Here is an 11,853-nt window from a genome sequence, read left to right as displayed (position 1 = left end):
AAAATTCGCAGGTGGGTCAGAGGCGCTCCAGCCGGCCGGGTGGGTGGCGGCGCGCCGGATGCGGGCGTGGCGGGACCGGTCAGCGTGGCGCGGAGCGCGGTGCCGCTCCCTTGGTTGCCGTCCTCTTGAGCTCGTGCAGCGCCCACGAGAGCGCTTCCGGGTCGCGGAGGGACTCGGCCTGCTCGAACCCGATCAGAAGGTACATGCCGAGCGTGGCGAGTCGGTCGGCCTCTTCTGCGTCGACCAGAGCGGCGAACGCCTTCCGGACGAAGCTGTGCCGCTCCAGGTCGACGCTCTCCTGGATCCGGTGGACCGCCGGGTCGATCGTGCTCCACACCCGGATCGCGGCTTCCGCGCCGTGCGGGAGTTCCATGGCTGCGTCGAGGAGGACCTGGAGCCGGTTCAGCGGGTCCGGTTCGCGTCGGGCCAGCTCGACGAGCCGGTGGGTGCGCTCCTGGTGCCAGTGGTCCAGCAGCGCCTCCGTGAAGGCGCCCCAGTTCGCGAAGTGGTGATAGAAGGCGCCTGTCGTCACGCCCATTCGTTCGCACAGGGGGGCGAGCTTGAGTCCGCCGTAGCCCTGTGCGGCGAGGATGGCGAACGCGCAGTCGAAGTAGCGGGCGGCATCCTTGCGTGCGGGCATGCGCGGACTCCTGGTCGGGGGTGTGGGAAGTCATGGTAGGCGCCCCGCGGGCACGAGTTCGGTGCCGGGCTCTAGTCGCCATAAGAAGACTTATGTTACGTTCCCGAAACGCACCCCCCCTTCGAGACCGCGGCACGTGAAGTGCTGTCCGTCGGACCCGTTCGGGTGCAGAATCTAATCAAACTTATATTTGAATCGCTCATCGGATTCGGGCGATCTTCCTCGCGGACGTCAGGAGGAACCGTGGGATTCAGGGACGCGGACGAGGTCAGGAAGTACATCGGCGGCATCTTCGAGGCGGCGTTCGCCGACGCGGAGATCGGGCCCAAGCTCCGGGACACCGCAATGGTGCTGCAGTTCGCCTTCACCGAGCCGGACACGGTCGTGGAAGTGGACACGACCGCGGGCACCGTCGGGGACGGCACCGGCGGTGCGCCCCCGCAGGCCGTCATGAGAATGGCGGCCGATGTCGGCAACGCCTACTGGCAGGGAAAGGTCAACCTCCCGCTGGCGATGGCCAAGAGCAGGATCAAGGTCGAGGGCAACGTGGCGAGCCTGCTCAAGCTGGCGCCGCTCGGCAAGAAGCTCTTCCCCCTCTACGTCGACAGCCTGCGCGGCGACGGCCGGGACGACCTCGTCCTCTGAGCCCGCCCGGGCCCGCCACCCCACCCACGGAGGAAAGATGGCCATCCAGTCCACCGAAACCGCGTCACGGGCGTACGACCCCGTGAGCATCTCCCCGTTGTCCTTCTGGGCCGGCACCTGGGAGGAACGGGAGAAGGCGTTCCGCACACTCCGCGACGAGCGCCCGGTCAGCTGGCACCCGCCCCTCGAAGGCGCCCTGATGCCCCCGGAGAACGACGGCGTGTGGGCCGTCACCCGGCACGAGCACATCGCCGAGGTCAGCAAGAGTCCGGAGATCTACTGCTCGGCACGCGGAGTGATGGTCGAGGAGATCCCCGAGGACATCCTTGAGGCGGCGTCGTCGTTCCTCGCCATGGACGCTCCACGCCACTTCCAGCTCAGGCGCCTGGTCAGCTCGGCGTTCACGCCCAAGCAGGTCGCGAGGATCCACGACCAGATCAGGAGCCAGGCCACGACGATCGTCGACGACCTCCTGGCCACGCGGGAGGGCGACTTCGTCAGCCAGGTCTCCAAGCGGCTCCCCATGTGGACCATCTACGAGATGATGGGACTCCCCGAGGACCAGCGCGAACTGGCCGCCCATCACGCCGACGGCATGGTCTCCTGGGCGGACGAGGACGTCGCCGCGGGGCGCGAACCGGGTGAGGTGCTCAACGAGGCCCTGGTCACCCTGTTGCAGATCGGCCTGGAACATGCCGAACGCCGCCGGGCGGAGCCGAAGGACGACCTGTGGACCAGCCTGGTCCAGGCCGAGGTGGACGGCCGGCGGCTGACCGACGACGAGATCGCCGCCTTCTTCGTGCTGCTGTCCGTGGCCGGCAACGACACCACCCGCAACACGATCAGTGTGACCGCCCGCGCCCTTCAGGACTTCCCCGACCAGAAGGCACTGCTGCTGGAGGACTTCGGGGGCCGGATCGCCCCGGCCGTCGAGGAGTTCGTCCGGTACGTCACCCCCGTCCAGACCTTCCGCCGTACCGCCACCCGCGACACCGTGCTGGGCGGGCAGGAGATCAGGGAGGGCGACTGGGTCCTGATGATGTACGCGTCCGGGAACCGGGACGAGCGCGTCTTCAAGGACCCGCACCTCCTCGACATCCTGAGGCCGGCCAACAACCACCTGGCCTTCGGCGGCGGCGGTCCGCACTACTGCATGGGCAACTTCCTGGCGAAGATGCAGCTCACCGAGATCCTCGACCAGCTGCTGCACCGTGCGCCGACCCTTCGGGTGGGCGAGCCCGTGTACCTCGCCGGCAACTTCGTGCGTGCCGTCAAGAGCATGCCGTACACCCTCTGAGCGCGTTGAGAGGCAGTCAGATGTCACAGTTCGCGGGAAAGCGTTACCTCGTCACCGGGGCCGCCTCCGGCATCGGTCACGAGGTCGCGGAGAAGCTGGTCGCCGCCGGCGCGGAGGTGTACAGCCTCGACCGTAACCAGCCCACGGCGAAGGTCCATGCCCACATCGAGGTCGATCTCTCCGGCCCCGCCTCCATCGACGAGGCGGTCGGCCGGCTCGACGGCACCTTCGACGGGCTGCTCAACATCGCCGGCATCCCCGGCACGGCTCCGGGCGACACCGTGTTCGCCGTGAACTTCCTGGCCGTACGGCACCTGACGGAGTCGCTGCTGGAGCGGCTGAAGCCGGGCGGCTGTGTCGTGATCGTGTCGTCGACCGCCGGCTTCGGGTGGTCGGAGCGGCTCGGGGCCATCAGGGAACTGCTGGCCACCGACACCTTCGAAGAAGGCGCGCGATGGTTCGCCGACCATCCCCAGCAGGGCAACGCCTACAACTTCTCCAAGGAGGCGACGACCGTCTACACGATGGCGATGGCGCTCGCCCTGGGAGAGATGGGCCTGCGTATCAACGCCGTACTGCCGGGGCCGGTCGAGACGCCCATCCTGGCCGACTTCGAGCAGTCGATGGGCAAGGACCAGCTCGACGGTGTGAAGGCGCTGCTCGGCCGGCACGCCACACCGGACGACATCGCCGGCGCCGCGCTGTTCCTGCTGACGGACCAGGCCCGCTGGATCAACGGTCACCCGCTGACCGTCGACGGCGGCATCACCGCCTCGGTCCTCTCCGGCAACGTCCCGGCGCCCCAGGTCTGAGGGGCGGACGGACATGGCCACCTCACCGAGCACCGAGGCCGCCCAGGAGGCGGCCGGACTCGACGCACTGATGGCGACCCTGCGGTCGGTCCACGCCGACGGCCGCACCCGGAGCCTGGAATGGCGCAAGCGGCAGCTCGACGGCATCGCACGGCTTGTGGAGGAGCGCGAGACGGAGATCGCCGAAGCCCTGGCCATGGACCTCGGGCGCGGCGCCGCGGAGTCCTGGCTGGGCGACATCACCTCCACCCGGGGAGAGGCGCTCTACGCCCGCCGGCATCTGCGCTCGTGGATGAAGCGGAAGCGACAGCGCATGCCGCTGAGCCAGCAGCCGGCGTCGGGCTGGGTGCAGTACGAGCCGCTCGGGGTCGTGTTGGTCATCGGGCCCTGGAACTACCCGGTGTACCTCAGCCTGGGCCCGCTGGTCGCGGCGGTCGCCGCGGGCAACTGCGCCGTGCTCAAGCCGTCCGAACTGGCCCCGGCCACCTCCGCGCTGCTGGCGCGGCTGGTTCCGCGGTACCTGGACCCCGAGGCGGTCAAAGTGGTCGAGGGGGACGCCATGGTGACCCAGGACCTGCTCGCCCTGGGCTTCGACCACGTGCTGTTCACCGGCGGCACCGAGATCGGCAAGAAGATCATGGCCGGAGCGGCTCCCACGCTGACCCCGGTGACCCTCGAACTCGGCGGCAAGAGCCCGGCGATCGTCCTGGCCGACGCCGACCTCGACGTCGCCGCGCGCCGGATAGCATGGGTCAAGCTGATGAACTCGGGACAGACCTGCATCGCACCGGACTACGTGCTCGTGGAGCGTACGGTCCGGGATGCTCTGGTCGACCGCGTCGTCGCGTCCATGAAGGCCTTCCGCGCCGACCAGGACGGCGGGATGCGCATCGTCAACGAGCGTCAGTTCGAGCGGATCGCCGGTTACCTCGACGCCACCGAAGGCTCGGTCGTGGCCGGGGGCGGCACCGACCGCGCCGCGCTGACCGTCGAGCCCACGGTCGTCGTGGACCCGGCCCCCGACGAACCCCTCATGACCGACGAGATCTTCGGACCCGTCCTGCCCGTGCTGACCGTCGACTCGCCCGACGAGGCCATACGCTTCGTCAACCGTCGCCCGAAGCCGCTGGCCCTGTACGTCTTCACCAGAGGCAGGGCGGCACGCACCCGGCTCGTCGACGAGATCCCCGCCGGCGGCGCCGTGGTCAACCACGTCGCGATGCACTGCCTCGTCCCCTCCCTCCCGTTCGGCGGGGTCGGCGCCAGCGGTATCGGCGCCTACCACGGGGAGTGGGGCTTCCAGCGGCTCAGCCACCGCAAGGCCGTACTGGCCAAGACCTTCAGACCCGACCCCCGCGTGATGTACCCGCCGTACACCGAGAAGGCGCTGAGCATGATGCGCCGGATCCTCTGACCCGCAGCCGGACCGACACCCCAGTGAGGACGCCATGCCCAACCCAGCGCCAGACTCACCCATGTGGTACCCCGGAGCGCACCGGGGGGACAAGGAGACCAAACCGGCGGTCGTCATGGCGGACACCGGCGAGGTCCTCACCTACGGCGAGCTCGACGACGCCGCCAACAGGATCGCGCGCGTGTTCGGGAGCCGCGGGCTCGCCCCGGGCGACCACGTGGCGATCTGCGCGGAGAACCGTGTCGACTACCTCGAGGTGGTGTGGGGCGCGCACTACGCGGGCCTCTACTACACGCTGATCAGCACCCACCTCACCCCGGACGAGGTGGCGCACATCGTCCGGGACTGCGAGGCCGGCGCCGTGGTCCTCTCCGCGACGACCGCGGGGGTTTACCTCGACGCGGTACGGGCGGCCGTCCCCGGCGTCGCCGTCCTCACCCTCGACGCGACGCCGTACGACGGAGCCGAGGAACTGTCCGTCCTCATGAGCGGCCGGCCCGCCGAACCGCTCCCCGGCGCGGTCGAGGGCTCCGAGATGCTGTACTCCTCCGGTACGACGGGCAGGCCCAAGGGCATCAGGCCGACCTCGGTCGGCGCTCCGCTCGGCACCACGCCCCCGATCCCCGCACCGGCCCTGGCCATGTTCCAGGTCGACGAGGACACCGTGTACCTCTCCCCGGCCCCGCTCTACCACGCGGCGCCGGCCAGATGGACCCGCAGCGTCACGGCCGTCGGCGGGACCGTGGTCCTCCTGCGGAAGTTCGACGCCGCCCTGGCCCTGGAGTCGATCGCGAAGCACCGCGTCACGCACAGCCAGTGGGTGCCCACCATGTTCACCCGCCTGCTCCGGCTGCCCGAGGAGGTACGGCGCGGGTACGACCCGTCCTCCCACCGGTTCGCCATCCACGCTGCGGCGCCGTGCCCGCCGCAGGTGAAGCAGGCCATGATCGACTGGTGGGGGCCGATCCTCGTCGAGTACTACGCGGGCTCCGAAGGGCACGGCATGACCGTGTGCACCACCCCGCAGTGGCTGGAGCACCCGGGCACCGTCGGCCGGGCGGTGGTCGGCCGTGTGCACATCGTCGGCGCGGGCGGAGAGGAACTCGGCCCCGGCCAGGAGGGTGTCGTCTACTTCTCCGGCGGGCCCCCGTTCGAGTACCACAAGGACCCGGACAAGACCATGTCGGCACAGCTGCCCGGCGGTCTGGCCACCATGGGCGACATCGGCAGGCTGGACGAGGACGGCTACCTCCATCTCACCGACCGGCTCAGCAACACGATCATCAGCGGCGGGGTGAACATCTACCCCCAGGAGATCGAGAGCCTGCTGGCGAGCCACCCCGACGTCGAGGACGTCGCGGTGATCGGCGTGCCGGACGAGGAGTTCGGCGAACAGGTCAAGGCCGTCGTCACACGGGTGCCGGGCCCCGACTCCGACGAGGCCGTGGCCGCACGGCTCATCGCCTACTGTCGCGATCACGCGGCGCACGTGAAATGCCCGCGCTCGGTGGACTTCCGCGCGGAACTGCCCCGGCACCCCAACGGCAAGCTCCTGAAGCGCCTGCTGAAGGACGAGTACTGGGCGGGTCAGGCCACCCGACTGGTCTGACCCGCGCGCAGCCGGTCTTTTACCGAGGGGCCCACCCGCCGGAGCCTCCTACAGCATGGGCCGGAAGCCGCCTGTGGTCACCTGGACCCATGTTTTCTAATCTATCCAAGATTTAAATCTACTGCCGGGAAGGGCCGCCGCCTGTGACCACCGAAGCCTTTGTCTACGATGCGATCCGCACTCCGCGAGGCCGCGGCAAGAACACCGGCGCCCTGCACGGCACCAAACCGGTTTCCCTGGTCGTCGGGCTGATCGACGCCCTGCGCAAGCGCAACCCGACCCTGGACCTCGACCGTCTCAGCGACCTCGTCCTCGGCGTCGTCACGCCGGTGGGGGACCAGGGCGCCGACATCGCGCGCACCGCCGCCCTCGTGGCCGGACTGCCGGACACCGTGACCGGCGTCCAGCTCAACCGCTTCTGCGGCTCCGGCCTGGAGGCGGTCAACACCGCGGCGCAGAAGATCCGCTCCGGATGGGACGACCTGTTCCTCGCGGGCGGCGTGGAGTCCATGTCGCGGGTACCGATGGGCTCGGACGGCGGAGCCCTGGCGGCCGACCCGGCCACCGCCTACGACCTGGGATTCGTGCCGCAGGGCATCGCCGCCGACCTCCTCGCCACCATGGAGGGCTTCACCCGCGCGGATCTCGACCAGTACGCGGCGGGCTCGCACGAGCGAGCGGCACGGGCCTGGCAGGAGGGCCGGTTCACGGGCTCCGTGATCCCGGTGACCGACCAGAACGGCCTGGTCGTCCTCGACCGCGACGAACACCTGCGGCCCGAGACCACCGCGGAGAGCCTGGGCCTGCTGCCGCCCGCGTTCGCCAAGGCGGGCGAGGCGGGCGGATTCGACGCGGTCGCCCTGCAGAAGTACCACCATGTCGAGTCCGTCGACCACCGGCACACGGCCGGCAACTCCTCCGGCGTCGTGGACGGAGCCGCCCTGCTGCTCCTCGGCTCCGCGCAGGCGGGAGGCGACCTCGGGCTCACCCCCCGGGCCCGGATCACCGGCGCCGCGACCTCCGGGGCGGATCCCACGATCATGCTGACCGGCCCGATCCCGGCCACCCGCAGGCTGCTCGCCCGTGCCGGGCTGACAGTCGATGACATCGACCTGTTCGAGATGAACGAGGCCTTCGCCTCCGCGGTCCTGAAGTACGCGGGGGACTTGGGCGTGCCCATGGAGAAGCTCAACGTCAACGGCGGCGCCATCGCCCTGGGACACCCCCTCGGCGCGACCGGCGCCATGCTCGTGGGCACCGCCCTCGACGAGTTGGAACGCCGTGGCGCCCGGCGGGCCGTGATCACCCTGTGCGTCGCCGGCGGCATGGGCGTGGCGACCCTCGTCGAACGCGTCTGACGCCGTCCACCACGTCGTAGGGAAGAGGAAGACGAGACATGAGCGAGCAGGACACCATTCACTGGTCCCGTGACGAGGACGGCGTCGTCGTACTGACTCTGGACGCCCCGGGCCAGTCGGCCAACACCATGAACGCCGCCTACGTCGCGTCCATGGGCCGGGCCGTCGACCGGCTGGAAGCGGAGCGCGACACCATCACCGGAGTCGTGATCACCTCCGCCAAGAAGACCTTCTTCGCCGGTGGCGACCTGCACGACATCATGGCCGCACGCTCCGAGGACGCGCGGTCGGTCCTCGACACCGCCACCCGGGTCAAGGACCAGCTGCGCAGGCTGGAACGGCTGGGCAGGCCCGTGGTCGCCGCCATCAACGGCAGCGCCCTCGGCGGCGGCCTGGAGATCGCCCTGGCCTGTCACCACCGTATTGCCGCGGACACCCCAGGCTGCCGGATCGGCCTGCCCGAAGTCACCCTCGGCCTGCTGCCCGGTGGTGGTGGCATCGTTCGCACGGTCCGCATGCTCGGCGTCCAGGAGGCGCTGCTCAAGGTGCTGCTCCAGGGGCAGCGGCACCGGCCGCGAGCGGCTCTGGCCATCGGACTGGTGGACGAGGTGGTCGACACGGCCGCGGAACTCCTGCCCAGGGCCAGGGCGTGGCTCCGGGCGAACCCGGAGCCGGTGCAGCCCTGGGACACCAAGGGACACCGCATCCCGGGCGGCACCCCGTCCACCCCCTCCTTCGCCGCCGTCCTGCCCGCCCTCCCCGCGAATCTGCGCAAGCAGCTCAAGGGCGCACCGGTCCCCGCACCGCGGGCCATCCTGTCGGCGGCGGTCGAGGGCGCGCAGGTGGACTTCGACACCGCACTGCGCATCGAGTCGCGTTACTTCGTGGAGCTGGCGACCGGACAGACCGCCAAGAACATGATCCAGGCGTTCTTCTACGACCTTCAGCACATCCAGTCCGGCGGCTCCCGGCCCGAAGGCCACGAGAAGACGGTCGCACACAAGGTCGGTGTCCTCGGCGCGGGCATGATGGGGGCGGGCATTGCCCACGTCTGCGCCCTGGCCGGACTGGAGGTCGTCCTCAAAGACGTGTCGGCCGAGGCCGCGGAGAAGGGCAGGGACCATTCGGCAGGGCTCCTTGCCAAGGCGGTACGGCGGGGCCGGATGACCCGGGCGGACGCCGACACCGTCCTGGCAAGGATCACGGCCACCGCACTCCCCTCGGACCTGACCGGCTGCGACGTCGTGATCGAGGCGGTGTTCGAGAGTCAGGAGCTCAAGCACAAGGTGTTCGCCGAGATCGAGGAGATCGTGGCCCCTGCCGCGCTGCTGGGCTCCAACACCTCCACCCTGCCGATCACCGGGCTGGCCGAAGGTGTCGAACGCCAGACGGACTTCGTCGGGTTGCACTTCTTCTCGCCGGTCGAGCGGATGCCGTTGCTGGAGATCATCCGGGGCGAGCGGACCAGCGACGCCACCTTGGCCCGGGCGATCGACCTCGCGGGCCAGATCGGCAAGACTCCGATCGTGGTCAACGACAGCCGGGGATTCTTCACCAGCCGGGTGATCGGGGCGTTCGTCAACGAGGCCGTGAGCATGGTGGGGGAGGGGCTGCCGCCCGCCTCCATCGAGCAGGCGGGCGCCCAGGCCGGGTATCCCGCGCCGCCCCTGCAACTGGTGGACGAACTCTCGTTGACCCTCTGGCTCAAGGTCCGGGAGGAGACGATCGAGGCCCTGGAGAAGGAGGGGCGGGACGCGCCCGTCTTCGGCGCGGACGACGTCGTGCGCCGCATGGTGAGGGACTTCCACCGCGGAGGCAGGACAGCGGGGGCCGGCTTCTACGAATACGCCGAGGGCAGGCGCCTTCGGCTGTGGCCCGGCCTGGCGGAGCACTTCGGCTCCGGCCGGCACCGGATCCCCTTCGAGGACATGCGGGAAAGGATGCTGTTCGCCGAGGCGTTGGAGGCTGCGCGGTGCTTCGACGAAGGAGTGATCCTCTCCGAAGCGGACGCCAACATCGGGTCTCTTCTGGGGATCGGTTTCCCGGCCTGGACCGGGGGCGTCGCGCAGTACGTCAAGGGCTACCCGGGAGGCGTGGCGGGCTTCGTGACGCGTGCCAGGGAACTGGCCGACCGCTACGGTGAGCGCTTCCTTCCGACGCCGTCCCTCGTGGCCAGGGCCGACGCGTCCGGCGACCGCGCGTGAAACGACGGCGAAACGGGTTGACTTGAGGCTGCCTGACCCGGCCGCCGTCCTGCGGTCGGCCGGACCGGCCGGAGCGAGGTCGTGAGCCGCGGCTACATGCTCAGCGGACAGAGGAGGACGGCGATCAGCCGCGGGCGTCGGCGTCGAAGACCGATGCCCGCGGGCCGTCGATCACGCCTGGAGGACTGCCAGATACGCGTGTGCCGCGTGCCGCCGGAGACGGTGCCGAGGGGCAGCCGACGGGTTCGGTGGTCTGCGGCCCGCCGTGAGGCCGGAGGCCGCGGAGCGGGGCAGCTGGATCTTCTGCGCGAGCTTGTCGCCCTCGACGTCCAGGTCGGGCAGTAGACGGTCCAGCCAGGCGGGGATCCACCAGGACAGCGCCGCACGCCCACTCGCGCGAGCACTCGGTCGGGACCGCAAAACGTTCGGCTCTGCCACGTATTCGGTGGTAGCGAAGGGTGGCGGTCGTCGTTGCCGTCGTGTGCGCGATGTCAATGAGCTTGTGGGCGTGGTGTTTTCGGGCCTATCGCCCTCGTAGTCGAGGGCGTGACGGACGAGTGTGAGGTGTCGATCTCAGAGAAGCCGCCGACCTCGCGGCTCAGCGCCTCCACTCACGCACACAGCCATCTCCCGGCAGCCCGTGCTCCATCTGCTCTCTAGGCGGAGGCGGCAGCCACGAAGAACGGAATGGCGATGAGGAAGCGGTCGGCCTCGGCGCGTCGGTGCTGTTCGGCGAGCCACTCATCGGCCTGGTCACGGCCGACGGCACCGCTCATGCAGGCCGACTCGGCGAGCCCGGTGAGCAGCGACAGCATCGCGGGATCGGTGAACACGCTGGTGTGCACCTCGACGGTGACGTCGTTGAAGCCGCCGTCCAGGAGCAGGTTGCGGTACTGGCGGGCGGCACGGGGAGTGCCCAGGAGGTCGGCGCGGGCGTGCACGATCGTGCGGGTGAGCGCCGCGTCATCAGAGTCGACCATGATGGCGTCCCAGTCCTGCCCGACCAGGACGATCCTGCCGCCCGGGCAGAGGACGCGCCGCGCTTCCGCCACCGCGCGCCATGGCTCCTGAAGTGCGTGGAAGACCTTGTCGGCACGGTAGCCGCGCACACTTCCGTCGGCGAACGGCAGATCCTCCGCCCCCGCTTCCCGGAACTCGGCCGCCGGCCACCGTTTCCGGGCCTCGGCCAGCATCCACGGATCGGGATCCACGCCCACCGCGTGGACGCCCCGCTCGGCCAGCTCGGCGACGGCCCGCCCGGCACCGCAGCCGATGTCCACGACAGACGAGCCCGGGACAAGAGACAGCAGCTCGTAGGAGCGGGCCCGCAGCAGGCTGGCGCTCGGCATCTGGTCCATCGCGTCGAGGAGGGCCAGCATGGCCTCGGTGCCGCGGTGCTTTTCCACGAAAGGAGTCGTCACAGCCATGGCCTCCTGCCTTTCCTTGTCAGTCATCGTTCGGTCAACCCTTCGAGTTCTGGGTGGTTGGCGGGGGGCAGTAGTTCAGGAAGCCCAGGATGTGGTTGGCGACCGGTGCCCTGTGCCGGGTATGACGATGCGTTCGAAGCCGTTCGTGAACAGGTCGTCCATGCCGTCGCTCATCTTCACGGAAAAGCAGTTGTCGTCGGCCCCGTGGAGGTAGAGCGACGGGACGGTGATGGCGCCGGGCGTGCACGCAGCCTGTCCGGTGAGCTCAGGACGGTTGTGTACTGAACGGTCAGAAACCTAGGCGGTTCTGTACTGGGTTGTCAAGTACGTCGGACGGTGGTGCCGGCGACCACGGCGGGCGCGTTCACCGGGCCGGGGCCGGCCTTCACCGTGCCCTTGCGCCGAGACCCCGCGCGAACGGGCAGGGAAGCCCATTGCCGTCAGCTC

The 11,853-nt window shown here is 69.8% G+C and carries 10 protein-coding genes; 7 read left to right on the top strand and 3 right to left on the bottom strand.

Annotation, left to right across the window (positions count from 1 at the left end; all coding sequences use genetic code 11):
* Positions 1-79 precede the first annotated feature (79 nt).
* The gene (locus AQJ46_RS39560) at positions 80-640 is read right to left on the bottom strand and encodes a TetR/AcrR family transcriptional regulator (RefSeq protein ID WP_059210170.1); all 561 of its coding nucleotides are present in this window, start codon (positions 638-640) and stop codon (positions 80-82) included.
* A gap of 243 nt (positions 641-883) precedes the next feature.
* On the opposite strand from AQJ46_RS39560, the gene AQJ46_RS39555 reads away from it, so the two are divergent.
* The 7 genes from AQJ46_RS39555 to AQJ46_RS39525 all read left to right on the top strand — a co-directional run bounded on the left by AQJ46_RS39555 (position 884) and on the right by AQJ46_RS39525 (position 9,979).
* The gene (locus tag AQJ46_RS39555; RefSeq protein WP_045557809.1) at positions 884-1,285 is read left to right on the top strand and encodes an SCP2 sterol-binding domain-containing protein; all 402 of its coding nucleotides are present in this window, start codon (positions 884-886) and stop codon (positions 1,283-1,285) included.
* Between the two features lie 37 nt (positions 1,286-1,322).
* Positions 1,323-2,582: a cytochrome P450 gene (locus AQJ46_RS39550; protein WP_059210169.1), complete on the top strand. Its 1,260-nt coding sequence runs from the start codon at positions 1,323-1,325 to the stop codon at positions 2,580-2,582.
* A 20-nt stretch (positions 2,583-2,602) separates the two neighbouring features.
* Positions 2,603-3,394 (top strand): coniferyl-alcohol dehydrogenase, encoded by a 792-nt coding sequence (locus AQJ46_RS39545; protein ID WP_059210168.1) that lies wholly within the window; start codon positions 2,603-2,605, stop codon positions 3,392-3,394.
* Positions 3,395-3,407: 13 nt separating this feature from the next.
* Positions 3,408-4,808, top strand: coding sequence for an aldehyde dehydrogenase family protein (locus AQJ46_RS39540; protein WP_059210167.1), 1,401 nt, complete (start codon positions 3,408-3,410; stop codon positions 4,806-4,808).
* A gap of 61 nt (positions 4,809-4,869) precedes the next feature.
* Entirely contained in the window at positions 4,870-6,417 is a 1,548-nt protein-coding gene (locus tag AQJ46_RS39535) for an acyl-CoA synthetase (RefSeq protein ID WP_059210166.1), read from the top strand.
* Positions 6,418-6,560: 143 nt separating this feature from the next.
* Positions 6,561-7,775, top strand: coding sequence for an acetyl-CoA C-acetyltransferase (locus tag AQJ46_RS39530; protein WP_059210165.1), 1,215 nt, complete (start codon positions 6,561-6,563; stop codon positions 7,773-7,775).
* Between the two features lie 38 nt (positions 7,776-7,813).
* Positions 7,814-9,979: a 3-hydroxyacyl-CoA dehydrogenase NAD-binding domain-containing protein gene (locus tag AQJ46_RS39525; RefSeq protein ID WP_059210164.1), complete on the top strand. Its 2,166-nt coding sequence runs from the start codon at positions 7,814-7,816 to the stop codon at positions 9,977-9,979.
* A gap of 171 nt (positions 9,980-10,150) precedes the next feature.
* On the opposite strand, the gene AQJ46_RS52965 is transcribed toward AQJ46_RS39525, so the two are convergent.
* Positions 10,151-10,417, bottom strand: coding sequence for a hypothetical protein (locus tag AQJ46_RS52965; RefSeq protein ID WP_159064109.1), 267 nt, complete (start codon positions 10,415-10,417; stop codon positions 10,151-10,153).
* 218 nt (positions 10,418-10,635) lie between these two features.
* Positions 10,636-11,358 (bottom strand): methyltransferase domain-containing protein, encoded by a 723-nt coding sequence (locus AQJ46_RS39520; RefSeq protein WP_107117416.1) that lies wholly within the window; start codon positions 11,356-11,358, stop codon positions 10,636-10,638.
* Between the last annotated feature and the right edge of the window lie 495 nt (positions 11,359-11,853).

The organism is Streptomyces canus (assembly GCF_001514145.1).
GTDB classification, from domain to species: domain Bacteria; phylum Actinomycetota; class Actinomycetes; order Streptomycetales; family Streptomycetaceae; genus Streptomyces; species Streptomyces canus.
Note: the sequence above shows the minus strand (reverse complement) of the source record. Positions and strands in the feature narration are given on the sequence as shown.

Excerpts from the sequence above, each read along its gene's own strand:
- AQJ46_RS39525 (WP_059210164.1), top strand. The coding sequence starts at position 7,814 with ATGAGCGAGCAGGACACCATTCACTGGTCCCGTGACGAGGACGGCGTC.
- AQJ46_RS39520 (WP_107117416.1), bottom strand. The coding sequence starts at position 11,358 with ATGCTGGCCCTCCTCGACGCGATGGACCAGATGCCGAGCGCCAGCCTG.
- AQJ46_RS39545 (WP_059210168.1), top strand. The coding sequence starts at position 2,603 with ATGTCACAGTTCGCGGGAAAGCGTTACCTCGTCACCGGGGCCGCCTCC.
- AQJ46_RS39550 (WP_059210169.1), top strand. The coding sequence starts at position 1,323 with ATGGCCATCCAGTCCACCGAAACCGCGTCACGGGCGTACGACCCCGTG.
- AQJ46_RS39540 (WP_059210167.1), top strand. The coding sequence starts at position 3,408 with ATGGCCACCTCACCGAGCACCGAGGCCGCCCAGGAGGCGGCCGGACTC.
- AQJ46_RS39560 (WP_059210170.1), bottom strand. The coding sequence starts at position 640 with ATGCCCGCACGCAAGGATGCCGCCCGCTACTTCGACTGCGCGTTCGCC.
- AQJ46_RS39535 (WP_059210166.1), top strand. The coding sequence starts at position 4,870 with ATGTGGTACCCCGGAGCGCACCGGGGGGACAAGGAGACCAAACCGGCG.